A 22256-nucleotide genomic window follows, 5' to 3' on the forward strand; every position below is an offset into this window, starting at 1 on the left:
TACCTTCCTTTAATGAATCAGTATCGATTTTTATTATAAGGATATCACAACTTAGTAGGAATAATAAGCAAATGGTGAATGTTATGAGAGTTTTGACTAAGACCTAGCATGAATATCTCGGACAATCTCCGCGTGCTTTTTATCTGTTAGCTTATACATAAAACCAATAATCACTGCAGCAATAGATAAAGCAATAGCAGGATATAGTAACAACAAACTTTTAATCCCCACTAATGTACCTGCCTTTTGTGCCACATTCGGGATATACCCAACTAGCCCTAAACCAATACCTGATAAAAAGCCAGATAACGACTGAGCGAGTTTTCGAGAAAAGTTGAACAGTGAATACGTTGTGCCTTCTTTTCTTTCACCTGTTTTCCATTCACCGTAATCAATAATATCTGATACAAACGCCCACGTAATTCCATTAGGAATGCTGATACCTATAAAAGCAATACTTGCTAAAATCGTAAAAATTACTACGTTAGAAGGCATAAAGAAATTTAGTGTGTCTGCTGCAATACTGATTCCTAAACCAATCATTGCTGCTTGCTTTTTTCCAAATCGGCTAACAAGCTTTGGCAGCATAATGACTCCTAAGAAGGATGAACCAATAATAATAAAGTTCATATATGCCATCAATTTAACATTTCCTAAATTATATTGTGCAAAGTAAATAAGCATAGCTGATTTAATATTGTAAGCTGAAATGGTAAATACCGTCATAAACACTAAAATTAAAAGAGGTTTATTGCTTACAAACGTTTTAAAAATAGACTGGACTGATAATTTTTCTTTTGGACTCTCTTTTACAACAATTCGCTCTTTGCAATTACGATAACACACATAAAAAGCAATGACTCCAATGATCGACATAATTCCCATGACAACGGGGTAACCGACTTTTTCATTTGGAAATAACAGAATGAGCGGTACTACAGCAATGCTTGTTACAAACAGTGCACCTAATGATCCTGTTTGACGAAAAGCAGCAAGAGACGTACGATCGGAAGTATTTTGAGTCATGGATGCGCCTAGTGATCCGTACGGAATATTTACGAATGAATAGCCAATTCCCCAAATCATATAAGAAGCGTAAGCATAAATTAATTTACCCGCTAGTGAAAGGTTTGGCGAAATAAACGTTAGCACCGTTAAAATGGCCAACACCATACTTCCGAATAATAAATACGGGCGGAATTTCCCTTTAGCTCCTATATTTTTACGGTAATCAATGGAGGAACCAACAATTGGGTCGCAAACTGCCGCAAATAACTTACTTACTAGAAAAATCCCACCCGCAGCAGCGGCAGGAATTCCTGCCACATCTGTAAAGAACTTCAATAAGTATAACTGCCCTAAATCAAACATGAAACCGTTACCAAAGTCACCCATACCATAAGATATTTTTTCTTTTACACTAAGGTTTTTCTCTTCTACCTTAATTTCAACCTTTCTTTCTGTTGCTACAACACTCATGGTAATCCCCCTTCTCCCCTTGCAATTCTTTCCACTATTTTGCCCCTTTATTTTTGCAGCGTGTAGGCTGGAAAGCTAAAGTAGTCTTTAGCATTTTCATAGCATATTCCCCTTACAATTTGCTCAAGCAACTGTTGGTCATTAGGTACTTCTCCTGCTTCTACCCACGTACCGATTAAACTGCATACTAATCGCCGGAAATATTCATGTCTTGTATATGAAAGAAAACTTCGAGAATCTGTCAACATACCGATAAACCGACTAAACAGCCCAACGTTTGATAACGCTTTCATTTGTTCCAGCATACCTTCTCTCTGATCATTAAACCACCATGCCGTACCAAGCTGCAGCTTGCCGGGAATTCCATCTCCTTGAAAGCTGCCAATTATACTTGCTAATACATAATTGTCTTTTGGATTTAACGAATATAAAATCGTCTTTGGTAAACTATTTTGTACGTCCATTCGATCAAGAAGCTGCACGAGAGGTTCTGCCACTTGTCCGTCATACATCGAGTCATACCCTGTATCCGGCCCTAACTGGCGAAACATTTTTGTGTTATTGTTTCTAAGAGCATGAAGATGAAATTGCATTGCCCAATCTAACTCATTATACAGCTTTCCTAAAAAGATTAACGTATATGACTTGTATTTACTTTCTTCTTCAGCACTTACGACTTCGCCTTTTAAGGCTTTTAAGAAAATCTGTGAAACTTCTTCTTTTGAAGTCTGGGTATATACTATTTTATTTAGTGCGTGATCAGATAAACGCCCCCCCATAGAATGGAAAAAACGAGCTCGACTTTCAAGAGCTTTTAACAAATCATCATAGGTGTGAATGGAGTGATGTGAACAACCTTGCAGCTTTGTAATCCAGCTCTTAAATCCTTCTTGGTTGATTTCAAGCCCTTTATCCGGACGAAAACTTGGGAGTACTTGAGTCTCAAAATTTTGTACATCTCTTAGTTTCATATGATACTCTAATGAATCTGTCGGGTCGTCGGTTGTACAAATAACTTTTACGTTAGAACGTGTAATAAGATCTCGTGCACCAAACTTACCACTGCTTAATTTCTCGTTTGCTTTTTCCCAAATAACCGGTGCCGTATGTTCATTTAGTATCTCATCGATATCAAAAAAACGTTTTAACTCTAGATGCGTCCAATGATATAACGGATTCCCAATTGTCATTGGAACTGTTTTAGCCCATGCGAGAAATTTTTCATAGTCACTTGCTGACCCTGTTATCTTTTCCTCTTCAATTCCGTTGGCTCGCATCAGTCTCCATTTATAGTGATCTCCATCTAGCCAAACGTTAGTTAACGTTTTAAACTGTTTATTCTCATAAATTTCCTGTGGATTTAAGTGGCAATGATAATCAATAATTGGCATATCTTTTGCGTAAGTATTATACAAATGTGCGGCTGTTTCATTTGTTAATAAAAAATTTTCATCCATAAACTTTTTCATTCCCATTCACTCCTCTACTTTTTTGTTAACGTTAACAAAATTATATAAACTAATAAATAATCTTATTTATAGATAACTATATTAATAAGTTGCAATCTTCACACTTGAAAAATGTTAACGTTAACATTTTACTTTATTTTATTACTTATTTCTAAATTTTACAACAATTTATCTTTATATTTTTCAATTTTTTCTGACGTACTGATTCTTCATGTTGAAAAATAGGGTTTGTTACACGATTCTATAAGAATTAAAGGAGATTTCTTTACATAAAGCTTATACAAGATTACTAAGACGAAGGGCTGTCTTTAATGCTATAATTAGCTTCGTATGCATAAGAGAGAAATATCACTACAAGCATTTAAATCATACATAACCGCTGCACCTTATTTTCGTATCATTTAAAATAAAGGAATTTTAAAGAGAAAAGTGAATAGTATAAACATGCACTTTATTTACTATCTCTTTTTAATTTATATATATTCATTGCTTTTAAAGGAGAGGATATCATGCCAGGAGCCACAAGCATGGTCGTAATCGGAATTACTGCCTTAATTGTATTTGGACCAAGTAAATTGCCGGACATAGGACGAGCATTTGGACATTCCCTGCGAGAATTTAAAAATGCAGCAGAAGGAATTATACAGGATGACGATAAACAAACTCCAGAGAATACTGCTAAAGATAAAGAGGAAAAATCATAATTTTTGTGTAAATGAAAGTTGTAAAGACTAAAAAAGCCCACTTTTCACGTGCAGTGGGTTTCTTTTTTGATGTATGATAGTAAAAAATAGTAAAGAAAGAGGGTAACTTTTTGTTTAAATCAAAACTGCATTTTTGGACATTAGAACTATTAATGATTGCTTTACTGATCTACATTTGTAAACATATTTCGTTTGTTTTTCTACCAATCGGTGTGTTTATCTCCACCTTGTTTTTTCCTATTCTTGTAGCTGGTTTTCTTTTCTTTTTATTCGAACCAATTGTGTCATTTCTCACAAGAAAAAAAGTGCCGAAAACACTGGCCATTTTACTATTGTACGTTGTTTTTATTGGCGTAATCGCCTCTATTGTGGGAGGTGTGGGACCTACTCTATCCAAACAATTAACTGATTTGGCTAAGAATATTCCTTCTTACATTGTAGAAACGAGAGAATACATAAATGACTTATCTAACTCAAGATGGTTTAACTGGCTCATTGAACAAAAATATGTGTCACTTGATCATATTGAAGAGTCACTTTTAAACTATGCGTCTACTTTACCTACGAATCTCACAAACAGTATTTCATCTGTTTTAAGCGTCGTAACAAATATTACACTTACGGTCGTAACCGTTCCTTTTATTCTTTTTTATATGCTGAAAGACAGCCACAAACTCCGTAAAAACACGTTACGTATGGTGCCTGTTTCTTACCAAAAAGAAACATTACGTACAATGAAAGAAACAACAAATACGCTAGCGACTTATATCCAAGGGCAAATGCTCGTTTGTTTGTTTGTGGGTATTAGTACATTTATTGGTTATCTTATCATTGGGTTGCCTTATGCATTAATACTCGCACTAATAGGAGCCCTTACTAATATCATTCCCTACGTCGGTCCTTTCATTGGCGTAGCCCCTGCTTTGATCGTAGGTTTATTATACTCTCCTACAAAAGCGATATTAGTGATTATAGTCGTCGTAATCGTTCAGCAGCTTGATGGGAATATTATTTCTCCGCTGGTAATTGGTAAGAAGTTAAACACTCACCCTTTAACGATTATTATCTTATTGCTTGTTGCGGGTAATATTGCAGGAATACTTGGAATGATTTTAGCGATTCCGGCCTATGCTGTAACAAAAACGATTGTGATAAATATCGTAAGAATGATTCAATTCAGAAACAAATCTATCAAGTTATAAAATGCAAAGGTAACATAAAGAAAGGACCTTCTCTTGAAGGTCCTTTCTTTATTCAATAGGTTTAGCACTGACAAACCATAAGATGATTTCCATCGGGATCTTTAAATGTAAACCAGTGATTGTGTGCAATTCCTGTCGTTAGCTCTACTTTTTTCTTTTTCATATATTCATAGGCTTGTTTAATATTATTTGTATTCAAATGAAAAGCTGGCGTTTTAAAAATCGTATCCTTTGAATAAGTTTTGCTATCTAATACAATCCCTGTTCCATTCATAGGGATAACATATAAATGATCATATAAAATTTCTCCGTCTGCTGGCAAACCTAGCATGTCACAATACCAATCTCGTGCTTTTTTTATGTCATTTACAGGAATGAAAACGGTGCCTACTTCATTTAGTATAGGATTCATCTATGACCTCCGGAATGAATCTAGTAATTTCTACAAAGTATTCGCTTCCCCTCATTCATATCCTTCTAATTTTGAGGTACTTTCTATCAATGAACTGTAGATATTTTCTGACCAAATTTAGCTTACTAAAAAAGAAAATGAGAAAATCTCCCCCTTCGCCTGCTTTGCACGTGTATAATGAAAAATAGACTATAAATAGTAGCTGTCTTTTGTTTGAAGCATCGAACTTTAGTACATTACAATAAATTTAAAGCTACTATCTAACTAAGAATTAAAAATGACTAACTTAAGATTAAGGAGGTTAGATGTGTATGGATTATTCATCTTTACTCATACGCGAAGTCATTGATAGAGTATCTAAATTACGCCTCTTATCTGTTTATAATGAAAGTATAAACGGTGATTTAGAGAGCACCATTCTCCCTCTTTATCAGCAGCACTTTGAAAATAAAGATGTAAATGAAGCGTTGAGGATTTTAAAAAAAGACTTTCTCAATCGTACGAAACGCAGATGGTTAGATGCTGCTATACGTGACTATGACCAAAAAAAGCCTAAGAAAAATAAAGAGCTGATTGGAGAATACAAAGCGCTAACAGCTTATTATAAAACAAACGGAAAAGAACTCTTTTGCAAGCAGTTTGAAAACGTATCGTCTCCGGAAGAAGTAATTAATAAACGAATTGATATTCTACGCGAATGGAGCCAAGAAGATAGCTTTTTCTTAACTGATTATCCTTATATTCATCAAAAAACCAAAACGCAGCGAGAAAAAGCAATCCACACGGATATATCCATTATTATTGGGCTGACTATACTGGATCCAAGCTTCCAAAACGGAAATCATAGTATTATTGAAAGCCCTTTTTCAACTGTAGAGAACCCTTTTTTCTCTAACTCAAGAGCAAAGCTTCTCGTCGAGCAACCCCTATTAGAAAAAGAAGGAAAAGAATATTTTTTAAGTACTTATAACTCTGAAGACGGGACAGATTACGAATTGTTAATAGAAAAAGAATACGCTGAAGAAAATGGAAATAAAATTAGTGATTTAGATCGATTTGACTATAAAGTGTTTTTAGAGATCATGAGCCAACGCGACGAATTGTTCGCTACACAAAAAATCATTAACGTAAAAATTGGTGATCTTGTGAAAGCACTTTATAAAACAGACAGTAAGCGTAACTATCAGATGATAGAAGAACGAATTACGAAAATGAAGCACTACAGTATGACAAAAGTGCAGCATAATAAGAAAATTGCCTATGGTATTTTTGACTTTGTGGATATTACTACGATGCCAAATGGAACGCGAATTGCTGAAATTCACGTCAATGAAGTAATATACAGAGACTATATTCAACGCCAAACAGTGCGTATTTACAAAAATAAAGTAGAAAAATTAAGTTTAGACGCCGCTTATCATTTGCTATTTGTTATGCAGAAAGAGCGTCTCATTTGCTATGAAACAAAATCTTCATATAATGTCACAAGAGATTATTTGTATTTTTCGACAAGAGTCCGCTTTCGAAAAAGACGTAAAAAAGAAAACCTTGTTGAAATTGAAACAGCCTTAGATGAGCTAGTGGAACAAAAATTAGCTGTCCAATCTTATAAAAGAGTCGGCCAAGTATTTCAAATTACCTTTATTCCTGTGGGCGAAAGTGAAGTAAAAGACTTATTAGCCGGGGATTACGAATATGCTCCCCTTTCTATTTATCAAAACGTAACAAGTTCTATAGGCTAAAAAAGAATGCCCTTATAATCTCCATAAGGGCATTCTTTTTATCTATCTACCATTATTCGCTGCATTTTTTGCTCCACATTTCCGTGCAAAAGTGTTTTTTTGCTCCACATCTTTCCCTAAACATATTTTTCCCCTATTAATCTAGCAGCTAAACTTCACATTTCCTATCATTTTGTGAACTTTTTGTGTCTTAAAAAGGTGTTGCGTCTACTTTTTGCTCCAGATTCCCGTGCAAATGTGTCGCTTTTCCTTATATACTTTATTCATAATAAGTTTGGCTCCAATCTTCCGTGCAAATATGCCACTTTTACATAAATTTTCTTGTAGTAGCGAACCTTCTCCTTTGTTTTGTGCAATTTTTGCTCCACATCTCCGTGCAAAAGTGTTTTTTGCTCCAAGTTTCCGTGCAAACATGCCACTTTCTTAAAAAATCGCTATTTTTGCTGCAAATGTTCATTTATCTCCTGTTAAAATGTGAACTTTTTGTGTCTTTAAAAGGCATTTTTCTTTTTTTTTGCACCCATTTTCCGTGCAAATGTGTCACTTCCTCGCCTGAATCTCTAATTTTATCATTTTTGCTCCTATTATCCGTGCAAATATGTCATTTTTACATGAAAATTTTTTTGAATTTGTCGCATTTTGTTTATTTTGTTCGCCATCATACGACATTTCTCTTAAAAATGCCGTTTTATCAGCATTTATAAACTATACCGCTATTTTTGCTCCACATCTCCGTGCAAATATGTCACCGTGTAAATAGACGTCTCGTCCCTTGATATCACTGGTCTCTTTAAAAAATGCACCAATTTCCCGTGCAAATATGTCATTTTACAGCCTATATGACTGTGTCTATACTGTAAAAGACGACGTATATAGTTTTGGAAAGGAGGTAACTGTATGAGTACACAAAAGCTGTCACTAAAACGGCACACCCTTGTAGCAAACAAGCTGCTGATTGTCATGAGTGGGTTAAATAGAAATACTAAACGAGAAAACAGCTATTACTATGAAGAGCATTCATTTGGCCTAGCGAAAAACTTTGTAAGTATAAAGTGGACGGGTTCTCTGATTAAGCAAATTTTAGCTTACGTAGCTAAATGTAATAGCCAAGGTCATATTTCCATTATTTCTGAGCAAGAACTGGCTAATACCATCCAATGTTCCGTTCGGACCGTTCAAAATAATAATAGGCTTTTAGAAGAATATGAGATCATTCGCTGGGATCGTTTATGGGGAGACTATATTCAAATTTCTTTAAACAACTATTTAGAGGATTTTTTAGATTTACATATAAAAGAAGCTGCTGATGTTCAAAACATATCATATAATCCTGAAATACTTGATAAAGATCCCAATACATATACTTCAAAAGGTGGTTATACTTCTGTTTCAATGGAAGTGATTTATCAATTGCTGGCTATCAAGAACATTAACATGCTACGTCTGGCTTTACGTGCTTTGTATGTATATGAATCTGATGTAAACGTAAAGAAAGATTCAGAAGCACTTTTATCTTACACCGAAGTAAAGCACATTCTCCCGAAATATATTGGCTATAAAGCTGCTATTAAGGAAATGGCTAGTAAATTAAGCTCCATCTTCCGTATTGATGTATTAGAAAAAGATGATTGCGTCAAAACATTATTAGAAGAAAAGCAGCCAAGAAAATCGATTATTGAAAAAATCAAGGATGGTTTTATTTTAAGCTTTAATTTAACTGGTACTCATGATAGTAAAAAGCAAAAAGAAATCGAAAAAATCCGCGGAGAGCATGCATTTGCTCAGTTTAAGAATTTCTTTAAATCTTTTGGCCATTATTCAATTAAAAAAGAAGATATTCATTCTATTGTGCATGAGTTTGGCTTAGATATAATCGAAAAATCATTAACGTCTGTTCAGAGTTACTTACAACAAACTTACATAGAAGAAAGTATGGATGCATTTCGCCCTCTTGTGCATGAAATGGAGTCAAACTTTTTTACGTATATCCGAAAAATTGCCAACGGGTATTATCAGGCAAAAATTAACGCTCTATAATACTCTTTTTTGTTATGCTTTTTTTTACTTATTTCTATTCTATTTCCCTCACATTCTTTTTTTCTCTTTAACTTACTAAAATATAAAACAGCTCTCAGCTATAACAAGCCTTCTTAAATGATAATGATTTTCATTTTCGCGAAAAAAATCAACTAAATGAATAAAAAATAAAATAAATATAAGTTATTTTCCAAACTGCTGCGTAGAAAATATTACTATTTCACAAAAAACCAAAAATTTTTTGTGAAAATTCTTGTAGCTAACTGCAGTTTTTTTGATTCGTTAATTCCGTTTAAACTCAGTCAGCAGAAGGCTTTTACTAATCTAAGTTTTAACAATGTTTATAAGTTCTTTAATTTCTTTTTAATCTTTTATAAATGTATAGTAATTTCTCTAAAATAAAGGGCATCAAATAAATAGCGTTTTTTATATACGTAAACATTAAGCTAAAGTGATTACTAGTTTGGTAGACATAATATATAACGGACTAAAAAAGCACTTCTATAAAATAGAAATGCCCTTTCTTACTTTATGCATATGTATACTTTCATAAAAAAACACACAAAACAAATTCTTTACATCTGCTTTGTGTGTTTTTTTTTACTTATTAGGATTATATTGTTTAAGAACTTTATCGCGTACATATTTTAGATGATGATACATTTTCTTGAATGCATCATCGGGATCATGATTTGCTAATGCATTATAAATAGCAGTATGATGTTCTACAGTAAGTTCAGGTTCTCTAAAAGTAATTTCACTATCTGTTTTTTCATGAGTGAAGAGCAGAGAATTAATCATTCCTTCTACCACTGGATTATCAGCACTAACAGCAATAACTCGATGGAACTCCTTATCCGCTGCACCGTAGTTGTTATCTGTGCTCTTTTTTATTTCCTCAATCGTTTCCTTTAACTGTCTTAATTGATCATCGTTTATTTTTTCAGCCGCCATGGTTACTAGGCCTAGTTCGAGTGCCATCCGCGCTTCTACTACTGCAGGTAAATTATCCATTGATAACGCTAGCATAACTGAAAAAGGATGCGCTCCTATTTTGTTATTAAAATATGTACCTCCTCGGGTTTTTCGTGTAATTACACCAAGTACTTCTAATGCACTTAAAGCTTCTCTCAATACAGGGCGACTTACATTCAGTACGTCTAATAACTCCATTTCAGTTGGCAGTTTATCTCCTGGCTTTAATTGCCCGCTGACCAATAACTGAATAATACGGTCGACTACTTGTTTTGCCAGCGTATTACGATTAACGGATTCAAATGACACTTTTTTAGTCGAACCACTCATCTCCATCCCCCCTTTTCTGAATATTGTTTATTTGTAAGACTAATTATATCATATAGAATTGCTTTATGTATTACTAATCCCTACTTCTTAACTATTCTTGTCTCTTATCTACACAGGGATATGTATTAAACTGCTCATTATTATAAAACAGAAGCTCGAACAAAGGCGTAGAGATGTTCGAGCTAAAAGCATACTATAATTACTTAGAAAAAATTATTTTTTAACGTACTAAACAAGGACGTTTATTATCAAAGCTTCAATTTTTCATTAAATACTGCATAGCTTTTGAATCATCACGTGCTCCTAATTGCATCTTTTTATATAACTGATGCGCTTGTGCAATTTGTTCTAAATCTAACTCTATGCCAAGTCCTGGCTTTTTAGGCACTGTTACTATTCCTCCCTCAATTTTAAAAGGATCTTTTGTCAATCGCTGACCATCTTGCCAAATCCAATGAGTATCAATAGCAGTTATTTTACCAGGAGCGGCAGCAGCCACATGAGTGAACATGGCCAGTGAAATGTCAAAATGATTATTTGAATGTGATCCCCATGTAAGGCCCCATTCGTGACACATTTGAGCGACACGAACTGAACCTTGCATCGTGTCCAAAAATGTGGATCTGCTAGAGGAATATCCACAGCGTTCAACTGAATAGCATGCCCCATTTGACGCCAATCTGTAGCAATCATATTCGTAGCAGTCGGCAGCCCAGTTGCTCTTCGAAATTCAGCCATTGTTTCTCTTGCTGAATATCCATTTTCACTTCCGCAAGGTCCCATTCACGTGTCTTTGTTTAATCCTTCTCCAACGGTAATTTCTTTCGTTTTTGCTAATAGTTTTTGTTTGAATTTTTCATATACTTCCTGCTGAACAATTACCCGACTGGTCGCAGTACATTTTTGACCTGTTGAACGGAATGCCCCGCTGATTGTACCTTCTACTGCCAGATCTAAATCTGCATCTGCTGCTACAATTACCGGGTTCTTTCCCCCCATTTCTAACTGATATTTAGCTCCTCGAACGAAAGCCTGTTGACCGATTTGTTTGCCTACTCGATCGGATCCTGTAAATATAATAGCTGTTTCAGTAGCTGGCTTAATTATGACAGTGTTTCCATAAACAAGTGCTGGAGCTATTTTCCATAATATCCGCAGCTTTGTGAAGATACTGTCCGCGAGCTGTGTGTAATGTTCTTTGTCTACTGAAACGATAGGGGGCCTTACTGTATCTGTCATAGGTAAACCTATAATTTCCATCCCTGCTTTGATTAATGAAACAGCATATCCTTTTTTCTGCTTGCGAATATCGTTGATTGGAAGAATTACATTTTGATAGAGTTCACTTAGTAAATCTTGATCATGACTTAATAAAGCGTTGTAAAACATTCTTGATATGTGCGGGATATAGTTAGATATTGCTGATGAATAAGAATCAAATCCAATTGGAGCGTATACTGGCATCGTTACTTCGACCATCGGCATCCCGTTTAGCCAGCCTAATCGTTTTCCAAAAGACTGAGTTAATTCTATATTTAATTCCATATTTCCATATCCATCTTTTAACCCTACTAGTTGGTTTAATTCTGTGAGCTTTTCTAAAGTTGGCAACTGTAAAATGGCATTATCCCTTTGATAAACAATTGCATTCAAGCTTGTATGCTCAATGATTGCTTTTAGGTAGTTGTATAGGCCCACTTGTTCGCCTTCAATTAAGTATGGAGGTAAAATTAAATAACTATCTGCTTCTTTTTCCTCTGAAATACGAGCCCATTCTAAAGCTGTAGAAAGATTACCGCCTACACCTGTGTAAACAGGAACTTTTCGATTTACGACAGATATAGCTACTTCTAACATTGCTGTATATTCTTTTGTAGTTAATGATTGAAATTCTCCTGAACCGCAAGCAATGAAGATAGCCTCGAGCCCTTCGTCTAATAAAAATTGAATGTTTATTTCTAAAGCTTTTTCATCTAATTTTCCTTGGTTATTAAGGGGAGCAACGGGAAAACCTAAAATTCCTGTAGGTGCTTTTCTATTCGTAGTCATATACATATCCCTCTATAAATTTCCAGATAATTTTTACATTTCTATTGTAAGGCAAATTAAATTGTTTATTAATAGAATAAATGCTTTTAATTTTTAAATAAAGAATTTCAAAACAGCAACAAAAAAACACCTTTTTAGAGGTGTTTTTTCTATTTATACGTCTTTTTTATTTCAATTCCGTAGTTTCTCAACTTACGGTAAAGTGTGCTTCGATCAATTTCTAACAATTTAGCTGCTTGAGAGATATTGGAATGGCTTTCTGCTAAAGCGAGTAAAATTTGCTCTTTTTCAGATTGAAGATGATTGTTGGTTTCTGCTTCTTCGCTGGTGTCATTAATTTTAAAAACGTTTTCATTTAGCTGCTCTTTCATATCCTGCTCTGAAACTATATCATTTTTACTAATCACCACTAATCTTTCAATAAAATGCATTAATTCCCTTACATTTCCTCGCCATTCATAGGTAGTTAATTGTGAAAAAGCTTTTTCTGTAATTTCTACATTCTTCTTTTGATAAAGATTTGTATAATAAACTAAAAAATGCTGAGCAAGGTAACGAATATCATCTTTTCTTTTACGGAGGGGTGGAATATTTATCGTTAAGACCTTAAGCCTGTAAAGTAAATCTTCTCGAAATTGCCCTGTTTCTACCGCTTTTAATAAATTTTTGTTAGTTGCGGCAATAACTCTTACATCTACAGGAATGTATTTGTTATCACCTAAGCGCATCACCTGCTTTTCTTGTAAAATTCTAAGCAAACGGGATTGTCCATATGTATCCATCTCCGATATTTCATCCAAAAAAATCGTTCCTCGGTGCGCCATTTCAAACAGACCTTGCTTTCCTTTCTTTGTTGCCCCAGTAAAGGCCCCTTCTACATATCCAAATAACTCACTTTCCAGTAAATTAGGCGGAATGGCTGCACAATTAACAGCAACAAAAGGCCCGTTTTTTCGCAAGCTTTCTGCGTGAATACTCTGAGCAAATAATTCTTTCCCGGTGCCGGACTCACCAAAAATTAAAACGGTTGCATCTACAGAAGACACTGTCTGTCCAATTCGTTTGGATTCACAAATTTCTTTGGAATGCCCTAAAACATCAGAAAATGTGTAGCGTGTTTTAAATTTTCTAGACAGTACTTCTCCTCTAATTTTAGCTTCCATTTCTTGAACACTTGTAATATCTTGAAAAGTTATCATTGCTCCGATAATATCTTTCTCCACACTAATTGGAGCAATATTAAATATTAAACTCTTGTTTTTGAGCTTTTTGATTATACCTAAATGTTCTTTTCCTTGAAAACACTCTTTAATAGGCATAAAAGGCATAACAGTATCAATCTGCTTTCCTAGCACTTCTTGCCTTTTTAATTCTAGCAAGTGTTCAGCAGCATGATTAAATACTTCTACTTTTTTATCCCGATCAATACTAATAATTCCTTGTATAGAATAATCAATAAGGGCTTTAACTGTTTGGGCGCGCTCTTTTTCAATTTTCCTTCCTAAAGAAATTTTTTTAGCTTCTAAAAAAGCTGTTTGAACAGCAGAATTTCCAGATGAAATCGGAATTGCCTTAAACCCTTTTCTAAGTGATAAAGTAATTGTTTTCATTCCTCCAATAACAATATCTGTCTCAGCTGGAGAAAGTTTCTCAATACAGGCTGGAATATCTTCAACTGAATCAAGAGCATAAATAGAAAGGTTGATACCCAAAATATCTGCTAAAATTTCCACATCATTTTTCATATTCTGAAACGCTAGCATTGCCACTTTAGGATTCTCCAGATTTGTTGCCTTTTTGCTTTTATAAAATACGTGAGCTAAATCTTGTCCTGTAATTGGAATCTCGACTACAGGAATTCTGATTAAAGAATCAGTAATCAACCTGGCAGTTCCTCCTCGGCAAACAATAACATCACATCGGGATTCTAATTTATTGGCAAGTTTTACGGCGCGACTTAACCTTGCAAGATAGACTTCAACGTCTTCTTGTAATCCTAACTCTTGGATTACTTTTCTTCCTTGTAAAAATAGTTGCTTATCCGGAGCAATAAAGGCGATTTTTGACATGTCCGTTGCCTCCTAATTAGTTAGAATATTCTATTTATTATAACGCATAGGCACAACAATTGTTGCTTTAAATACAACAATTGTTGTATATTTCATCACTTCCACTTGGTAAAAAGCCTTTTTTATGTGGTACACCAATTGGCATGGTTATTGCAATAAATAACCATGAACATGTTTAGTAAAAAACTTAAAACAATTAGGGAGAGATGAATCATGTCTTTGCATATCAATCAAACAGAAAAACCCCTTTATATCAAAGTGAATGAAAAAGATAATGTTGCTACGATTGTAAACTCAAAAGGATTATCGAAAGGAACTGTGTTTCCATCTGGATTAGAACTAAAAGAATATATCCCTCAGGGGCATAAAGTTTCATTAAAAAACTTTAAGAAAGGCGACAAAATTATTCGCTATGGAGAAATTATTGGATTTGCTTCTTCGCCGATTTCTCAGGGGACGTGGGTGAAAGAATCATTGGTCAATCTACCTAATCCGCCTGTCTTAGAAGAGCTGCTTTTGGCAACTAAAGTCTCTGCCCCTTTATCTCCTTTAGAAGGATACACATTTGAAGGCTATAAAAATACAAATGGAAGTGTTGGAACAAAGAATATACTTGGGATTGCGACCAGTGTTCAATGTGTGGTAGGAGTACTTGATTATGTGGTTAAAAAAATTAAAACAGAGCTTCTTCCATCTTATCCAAATGTAGATGACGTAGTAGCTCTAACTCATAATTATGGCTGCGGAGTTGCCATTAATGCACCGGACGCCGTCATTCCGATTCGTACATTGCAAAACCTATCTACTCATCCAAATTTCGGAGGCGAAGTTTTAGTAGTGGGCTTGGGGTGTGAAAAGCTGCTTCCTGAACGTTTAAATCCACAAGAGGGTTCAGAAAATATAACACGTTTGCAGGACCAGGCGGGTTTTAAGCAAATGGTTGCTACGATTATGGAGATGGCAGAAGAAAAATTAATTAAACTAAATAGCCGGACGCGTGTAACCTGTCCTGTATCTGACTTAACGGTAGGTTTACAATGTGGAGGAAGCGATGCCTTTTCCGGTGTTACTGCCAATCCAGCAGTTGGGTATGCGGCAGATTTACTAGTAAGAGCAGGCGCTACTGTTTTATTTTCTGAAGTTACTGAAGTTCGAGATGCTATGCATTTGTTAACGCCACGAACAATTAGTGAAGAAGTCGGTCAATCTCTGATTAAAGAAATGAAGTGGTATGATCAATATTTAAAAAGAGGCGAAGCAGATAGAAGTGCAAATCCTTCACCTGGCAATAAAAAAGGCGGACTTGTAAACGTAGTAGAAAAAGCACTTGGTTCCATAGCTAAAGCCGGAACAACTCCAATTGTCGAAGTTTTGTCACCTGGAGAAAAACCGACTAAAAAAGGATTAATCTATGCAGCAACTCCGGCGAGTGATTTTGTGTGCGGAACATTACAGTTAGCTTCTGGAATGAACATGCATATTTTCACAACGGGGAGAGGAACTCCATATGGCTTGGCAATGGCCCCTGTTGTTAAAGTATCTACTAGAAGTTTATTAACTGAGCAATGGCATGATTTAATAGACTTAGATGCCGGAAGAATAGCACAAGGAGAAGCAACCATTGAGGAGGTTGGTTGGGAGCTCTTTCACTTAATTATAGAAATTGCAAGCGGAAATAAAAAAACGTGGAGTGATTATTGGGGATTGCATAATGACTTATGCCTGTTTAACCCTGCTCCGTTAACCTAACGAGATAACGAGAACCTGCACTATTTTTAAACAGGTTCTCGTCATTTTATGAAAAATTGCTTAACTAATTGGAGGTTAAATGATCTCTATCTACCACTTCTGATGGTGTTTCCATCCAGCTGGTTTCCATCATAATAGCTGCTGCATCATTTACAAAGCTTGAGACACTTTTCATTGATTTTCCGTGTAACAGCGCTAAATCATGCCTTCCATTTACAGCTACTGAATTTCCAAAAGCCATCATTTTCATTGAGAACATATTCATTTTGTGACATTCATCTTCAAACAGCTTTAGAGCGCCTAGGTTAACGTCTTCTTGTGTGAGTCCATAAGGAATCGGCACATTTTCTTTTGTGAAAATTTCTTTTACGTTACTTGGAAGTTCTTCCGTTAAGTCTTTTGCATGCTGTAATATTTTTTTATCGGGATCTTCAATGTGTTCAAGAAAGTAACTTAAAATATACGAAGACATGCTGTTGCCCATATAGGTTGCCCAAAGTTTTCCTGTTTCGGGTGCTGTTAATTTCTCTTTCAAATTTTTTTTGAACCTATTTTAATTGGTTTGATTGTTTCTATCTATAATCTCCTAGCTCGATTTGTTCTTAGGGTGGTTTTTTCTACCTTATCTATTTCTTAACTTTTAAGTATTTTAATCTAAAGTCGGACCTATTCGCTGCACTCAATTACTAGTTAGCTGGACTTCCTCCTTGTCTTCATTTTCGTCTATTCCCGCTTCTTCTATATTCCCAAAAGGTTGATCAGCCACGTTCACGAGCTCGCCGCCGCAAACGTGGCGAACAACGGTTACTAGCTCTGGAAAAGCGGGAAATTTGCCGTATAACGTTTTTAAAGGAAGTGCACCTTTACATATCTTACTATTATGTGGTTCATACCCTTTAAGCGTAGTAAGTAATAATTTTTCTCCCTTTTCAGTTAATTTGATGTAGGTGTTTCGTTTATCATTTTCTCTTTTTGATAAATGCAGGTATCCTTGATTTTCTAATTTTTTTGAAAAATTAAACGCTGTAGAGATATGCATAGCTCCTAAATTAGCTAACTCTGACATAGAAATTTCTCCCGTGTTACTGGCTAAACATAAAATATGATGCTCATTTACATTCAGACCATAAGGTTTCACCCATTGCTCCCAGTCATCTTCCGCAGCTCTCCAGATGGCTTTACTTACCTGCATTAATTTTAATCCAAACAATGATGCATCTTTCATTGTGTATTCACTTTCTTGTTTCGACATACTATCATTCCTTATTTGTAGGCTATTGTAAGTTAGTTTATTTTTTAAAGCGCGTAAAAATATTTTTATTTCATCTAATTTATCAGTATACCTACAAAATCAGACGAAAAAATACACGTGTAGTTTAATTAATCAGCTTTATTCCACAAGATCTCTGCAACGTTGAATAGGTCCCTATCGACTAAAAAGAGGTGCTTACCTTAATTTTATTAAAAAAAGTAATACGTATCTTTTTAATTACTAATAGATGATGCGGATTCTAAGTGAGCAAATGCTTGTTCTAAATCTGCAATCAGATCTTCCGTATCTTCAATTCCTACAGATATACGAACCAGTCCTTCAGATATTCCAAGGGCTTTACGCTCTTCAAGCGTACATTCTACGTGACTAGTCGTTCTTGCTGGTCCATAAATCGTTTCAACCGCTCCTAAATTACCGGCTTTATTTGCGTACGTTAACTTTGGAAGCAAAATTTTAATAGCTTCCATTTCTCCTTTTAAAACAAAGCTTAATATTCCGCCAAAGCCTTTCATTTGTTTTTTGGCAATATGATGATGAGGGTGTGTTTCTAATCCAGGATAATAGACGGCTTTAACAGATTCTTTCTTTTGAAGAAATTTAGCAATTTCTAAGGCGCTTTGTTCTTGTTGACGTATACGTAATTTTAAAGTCTTCATTCCTCTTAAAATAAGATATGCTGACATGGGATCCATGGTCGCTCCATTGATCTCACGGTAGTGATATACATGCTGCATTAATTCTTTAGAACCACATACTACGCCGCCTAAGGCATCCGCATGTCCACTTAAAAATTTTGTAGCACTATGGATGACAAGATCCACTCCTAATTGAAGAGGGTTTTGATTAATTGGTGTCGCAAACGTATTATCAATAATGACGACTGCCCCAACCGATTTTCCTGCTTTCGCTATTCTTTCAATATCAATAATTTTCATCGTAGGATTTGTAGGTGATTCTAAATATAGCACTTTACACCCTTTATTTACTTCCGCTTCAATTTCTTCATGGTTCCCCGTATTACATAAGGTTACATCAACTCCAATGTTAGGAAGGAACTCAGTGAAGATTTTATTGGTTCCTCCATATGTATCTTTTATCGATACGAGGCGGTCTCCTGGTTTCAAAAAAGTGTACAATGTACTGCTAATGGCCGCCATTCCTGAAGACAATGCGACCGCTTCTTCTGCTTCTTCAAGTATTCTTACTTTTTCTTCAAACGCTCTAACCGTGGGATTACTCATGCGATTATACGTATAGCCAGGTTTGTTTCCTAAAGCAACTTCTTGCCACTCATCTACGTCATCATAATTGTAAGCTACGCTGAAGACGACGGGAACTTGAGTGGCATTGTAAGCAAGCGATTCTTTTTCTCCTGCCCATACCGCTTTTGTTCCGTCTTGTGCATTTCTAAACTGTTTGTCTGTCATTTACTCATCACCTCTAGTTTTGTTAATTAGATAATGATTAAATTATATATTGTATACAATATACTGTATATAGTTCAGAATAGTACGATAATTAAATACACATACATTCTACATAAAATTTAAAAGCTTATATCTATTAAAGATATAAGCTCATTTTTTATTCAGCTTTCACCAAAATTTTTACCTGTTCTCTTTCTTTTAATAATGTCTCAAAACCTTCTTCAATCACATTTTCTAGCTTGATACGTTTTGTCACCAATTTATCAGCCGAAAAATATCCTTTTGCCATTAAACTAATAACCGCTGGAAATACATCGCGATAGCCAATAATACCTGTTACTGTACGCTCTTGTAAAACAATTGTTTGGGGATGAATGGACGCTTCTTTTTCAAATATACTAAGAATCATTGCCTCTCCGCCAGTTTTGGTAGAATTAATGGCTTGAGTTAAAACTAAGGGAACACCCGTAACTTCATAGGAAACGTCTACACCTCCGCCTGTACGCTTATGTACTTCTGCTACGGGATCATATTCTTGTGGGTTAATGACAATCGCCCCAAGTTCTTCAGCTTTCCTTCTGCGCTGCTCCGATAGTTCAATGGCATAAATTTCAGATGCACCCGATGCTTTTAACGCTTCAATCACTAACAAACCGATTGGCCCCGTCCCAAATACAGCGGCTTTATCCCCTACCTTCAACTTGCTTTGGCGCACAGCATGAAGAGCCACAGCTGAAGGCTCTACAAGAGCTCCTTGCTCGTAAGACACCGTTTCCGGTATTTTATGAATCATTTCTACTGGTATGGAGGCATACTCAGAAAAACCTCCGCCTCCTCCTGCAAGACCATAAAACCCCATTTTATTACAAAGATTATACTTTCCTTGTTTACAGCCTTCACACTCTCCGCATGCATAGATAGGTTCTACCACTACTCTGTCTCCGACTTTTACATTCGTAATACCTCCTCCGACTTCTACAACTTGTCCAGAAAACTCATGTCCCAGCACTACTGGTGCTTTATCTTTGCTTAATGGATGTGGTTCTTCTGTAGGAATAAAGATTGGTCCTGCCGTGTACTCATGCAAATCACTTCCGCAAATTCCACACCATTCTACTTTAATTTTCACTTTCCTTTGAGAGACGGTAGGTTCTGCAATATGTTCTAACCTCACATCTTTAACGCCATGCCATCTTAATGCTTTCATTCTACTCAGCTCCTATCCTTATTTAAAAATTTAAAACAGCTACGAACTCTCAGCTTACAAATTGAATTTTTTTAATCTGTTATAAAATGTACTTCTTGGTATATCTAACAGCTTAGCGGCAAGTGACACATTTCCCTGTGTTTTACGTAAAGCATCCATCATTAAGTCTTTTTGAACTTTTTCACGAAATGTGAGTACGGGTAAGGACGTAAAATCATTTTCTTCTATTTCTTGTGAGGTATCAGAGTGAGAGATGTTCTTCTGGCCACCAAGATTTAAAGAACTCAGATAATTCAATATCTTCTCTTCTTCTGCTTCTGTTTTAAGCGAGATCTTCAAGCGTTCAAGTACATTAAATAATTCTCGAATGTTTCCGGGCCACTGGTAATCTATCAATTTATCTACTAATTTCTTAGGGAAATTAATATTCCAAGCATTTTTTTGACAAAAGTAGCGTATCAGATGTGGAATATCCTCTTTCCTTTCTCGCAAAGCGGGAACATGTACAGGATACACGTGAAGTCGGTAATATAAATCTTCTCGAAACTTTCCTTCACTGACAAGCTGATGAAGATCTCGATGAGTAGCGGTAATAATTCGGATGTCTACCGGAATTTCCTGATTGCTTCCAACGGGCGTTACCTTGCGTTCTTGCAATACTCTTAACAAAGAAACTTGCATAGGATGAGGAAGCTCACCTATTTCGTCAAGAAAAATCGTACCATGATTAGCTTGCTCAAACTTTCCTCGATATCCCTGACGCCGTGCTCCTGTAAATGCTCCTTCCGCATACCCAAATAATTCACTTTCCATAAGTTCTTTCGGAATGGCACCGCAATTAAGAGCAATAAAAGGCCCGTTTTTACGCGAACTGTTTTCATGAATCGTTCGGGCTATCACTTCTTTTCCAGTACCTGTTTCCCCTAAAATATAAACTGTTGTATCTGTAGGCGCTGCATGCTTTATTTCTTCAAGTGTTCGCTGAAAGGAACGGCTTATGCCCGCTTCTCCTTTAAAACAAAATGATTGAGCAGGGATCTGCTTATTTGGTTGATTATGAGGTGCTTCTTCTGATAAATAAATAATCTTTCCTATAGAATTACCGTGTCTTTTTGAACATACAGGCACTTCCATGACTATACGAAACCCCTGTTGTACAATTGTATTTAACTGCATACCTGACCATTTAGGTATACATTCTCGAACGGTTTTACTTGCTCCTACAATTACTTCTTTGTAATTGCAAAGAAGCAAGAGCTGCTTGCTATCTACAAAATTCATAGAAGCATGAACCAACTCGATTTCGTCTTTGTGCATTCGAATGCTTATCTCCCGTTCAATGGTATACGCAATGGAGGTAACCATTCCAAGCATATAAGGGTGGGCTCTGTTTACAGGGCAAGAAATATTAATAACCCCAATTAAATTTCCGTCGTCATTTCGAACAGGTGCTGCCGAACAGCTCCATTGATGCGAAGCAATCGAATAATGTTCTGTCCCTGTTATCATAATTGGCTCTTCCGTTTGTAGAGCTGTACCGATTGCATTTGTTCCTACTTCTTTCTCTGTCCAGCAGGCGCCTTCCACAAAATTAATTTTCCTTGCTTCATTAAGTGTAAGTCTATTTCCTGTAATAGATAAAATATAGCCTTCTGGATCAATTAGTAGAGCAACCATTCCTAAATCCGCCGTTGATTGTTTTATTCTTTCTAAGTGCGGCAAAGCCGTATCAAGAAACAAAGAGTTCATTTGTTTTCGAGACTGAAAAGCTTCATTTCTTAAAATCGATCTGCCTTTATCTAGGTAAGGATTAACATCTGCGCTTTTACAACGATGCCATGATTTTATAATAATGTCGTTTAACCTTGAAGATTCAAGTGCCCCTTCGTTTACAAAACGTTTCCATGTGTTTAAAGAAAGTGTAGATTCCATTCTATACCTCTCCCCTATAAACTTGATTGAATATAGTAAATCAAGGCTTGTTAACATTATTATAAATCACAAAGAAAGCGTTATCATTATCAAAGATAAATTTTTAAACTCACCTTATGTAAAAATTAATAGAAAAACTAGACGAGGATGCGGGAAAAAACACCTATACCTCTTCCACAATTCCTTCCTCCTCTAGCTTA

General features: G+C 35.6%; 15 protein-coding genes and 3 pseudogenes. 5 read left to right on the plus strand and 13 right to left on the minus strand.

Annotation, left to right across the window (positions count from 1 at the left end):
• Window positions 1-96: 96 nt before the first annotated feature.
• A complete protein-coding gene (locus ACLHDF_RS17635) occupies window positions 97-1479 on the minus strand; it encodes a glycoside-pentoside-hexuronide (GPH):cation symporter (RefSeq protein ID WP_413919995.1) in 1383 nt (460 codons plus the stop codon).
• Window positions 1480-1526: 47 nt separating this feature from the next.
• The gene (gene uxaC / locus ACLHDF_RS17640; protein ID WP_413919996.1) at window positions 1527-2948 is read right to left on the minus strand and encodes a glucuronate isomerase; all 1422 of its coding nucleotides are present in this window, start codon (window positions 2946-2948) and stop codon (window positions 1527-1529) included.
• 509 nt (window positions 2949-3457) lie between these two features.
• Between uxaC and ACLHDF_RS17645 the strand changes: the two genes are divergently transcribed.
• A complete protein-coding gene (locus ACLHDF_RS17645; protein ID WP_413919997.1) occupies window positions 3458-3652 on the plus strand; it encodes a twin-arginine translocase TatA/TatE family subunit in 195 nt (64 codons plus the stop codon).
• A 110-nt stretch (window positions 3653-3762) separates the two neighbouring features.
• Entirely contained in the window at window positions 3763-4854 is a 1092-nt protein-coding gene (locus tag ACLHDF_RS17650; protein ID WP_413919998.1) for an AI-2E family transporter, read from the plus strand.
• A 61-nt stretch (window positions 4855-4915) separates the two neighbouring features.
• Here ACLHDF_RS17650 and ACLHDF_RS17655 read toward each other — a convergent pair whose 3' ends face one another.
• On the minus strand, window positions 4916-5266 hold the full coding sequence (locus ACLHDF_RS17655) for a VOC family protein (RefSeq protein WP_413919999.1): 351 nt from the start codon (window positions 5264-5266) through the stop codon (window positions 4916-4918).
• 311 nt (window positions 5267-5577) lie between these two features.
• Here ACLHDF_RS17655 and ACLHDF_RS17660 point away from each other — a divergent pair, with 311 nt between their 5' ends.
• Window positions 5578-7008 carry a hypothetical protein gene (locus tag ACLHDF_RS17660; protein ID WP_413920000.1) on the plus strand — a complete coding sequence of 477 codons (1431 nt, stop codon included), beginning with the start codon at window positions 5578-5580 and terminating at the stop codon, window positions 7006-7008.
• A gap of 897 nt (window positions 7009-7905) precedes the next feature.
• A complete protein-coding gene (locus tag ACLHDF_RS17665) occupies window positions 7906-9045 on the plus strand; it encodes a hypothetical protein (protein ID WP_413920001.1) in 1140 nt (379 codons plus the stop codon).
• Between the two features lie 600 nt (window positions 9046-9645).
• On the opposite strand, the gene ACLHDF_RS17670 is transcribed toward ACLHDF_RS17665, so the two are convergent.
• From ACLHDF_RS17670 to ACLHDF_RS17690, 5 genes and pseudogenes are all read right to left on the minus strand, one after another.
• Window positions 9646-10350 carry a FadR/GntR family transcriptional regulator gene (locus ACLHDF_RS17670; RefSeq protein ID WP_413920002.1) on the minus strand — a complete coding sequence of 235 codons (705 nt, stop codon included), beginning with the start codon at window positions 10348-10350 and terminating at the stop codon, window positions 9646-9648.
• A gap of 256 nt (window positions 10351-10606) precedes the next feature.
• Window positions 10607-11127 (minus strand): annotated as a pseudogene (locus tag ACLHDF_RS17675) (enolase C-terminal domain-like protein); the annotation flags it as partial.
• Window positions 11128-11136: 9 nt separating this feature from the next.
• Window positions 11137-11499, minus strand: a pseudogene (locus ACLHDF_RS17680) (aldehyde dehydrogenase family protein); the annotation flags it as partial.
• Between the two features lie 30 nt (window positions 11500-11529).
• Window positions 11530-12399, minus strand: a pseudogene (gene kdgD / locus ACLHDF_RS17685) (5-dehydro-4-deoxyglucarate dehydratase); the annotation flags it as partial.
• A 149-nt stretch (window positions 12400-12548) separates the two neighbouring features.
• Complete coding sequence (locus ACLHDF_RS17690) at window positions 12549-14468, minus strand: sigma 54-interacting transcriptional regulator (protein ID WP_413920003.1); 1920 nt, start codon at window positions 14466-14468, stop codon at window positions 12549-12551.
• A 213-nt stretch (window positions 14469-14681) separates the two neighbouring features.
• Here ACLHDF_RS17690 and garD point away from each other — a divergent pair, with 213 nt between their 5' ends.
• On the plus strand, window positions 14682-16217 hold the full coding sequence (gene garD, locus ACLHDF_RS17695; RefSeq protein WP_413920004.1) for a galactarate dehydratase: 1536 nt from the start codon (window positions 14682-14684) through the stop codon (window positions 16215-16217).
• Between the two features lie 64 nt (window positions 16218-16281).
• Here garD and ACLHDF_RS17700 read toward each other — a convergent pair whose 3' ends face one another.
• The 5 genes from ACLHDF_RS17700 to ACLHDF_RS17720 form a co-directional block, all read right to left on the minus strand.
• Window positions 16282-16752 carry a DUF3231 family protein gene (locus tag ACLHDF_RS17700; protein ID WP_413920005.1) on the minus strand — a complete coding sequence of 157 codons (471 nt, stop codon included), beginning with the start codon at window positions 16750-16752 and terminating at the stop codon, window positions 16282-16284.
• A gap of 144 nt (window positions 16753-16896) precedes the next feature.
• Window positions 16897-17469, minus strand: coding sequence for an HTH-type transcriptional regulator Hpr (locus ACLHDF_RS17705; protein WP_413920006.1), 573 nt, complete (start codon window positions 17467-17469; stop codon window positions 16897-16899).
• A 233-nt stretch (window positions 17470-17702) separates the two neighbouring features.
• Window positions 17703-18917 carry a cystathionine gamma-synthase family protein gene (locus ACLHDF_RS17710; RefSeq protein WP_413920007.1) on the minus strand — a complete coding sequence of 405 codons (1215 nt, stop codon included), beginning with the start codon at window positions 18915-18917 and terminating at the stop codon, window positions 17703-17705.
• A 157-nt stretch (window positions 18918-19074) separates the two neighbouring features.
• Window positions 19075-20124 (minus strand): 2,3-butanediol dehydrogenase, encoded by a 1050-nt coding sequence (locus ACLHDF_RS17715; RefSeq protein ID WP_413920008.1) that lies wholly within the window; start codon window positions 20122-20124, stop codon window positions 19075-19077.
• Between the two features lie 54 nt (window positions 20125-20178).
• Entirely contained in the window at window positions 20179-22056 is a 1878-nt protein-coding gene (locus ACLHDF_RS17720) for a sigma-54-dependent Fis family transcriptional regulator (protein WP_413920009.1), read from the minus strand.
• Window positions 22057-22256 lie beyond the last annotated feature (200 nt).

This window comes from Priestia megaterium, from assembly GCF_046599315.1.
Taxonomy (GTDB): domain Bacteria; phylum Bacillota; class Bacilli; order Bacillales; family Bacillaceae_H; genus Priestia; species Priestia megaterium_F.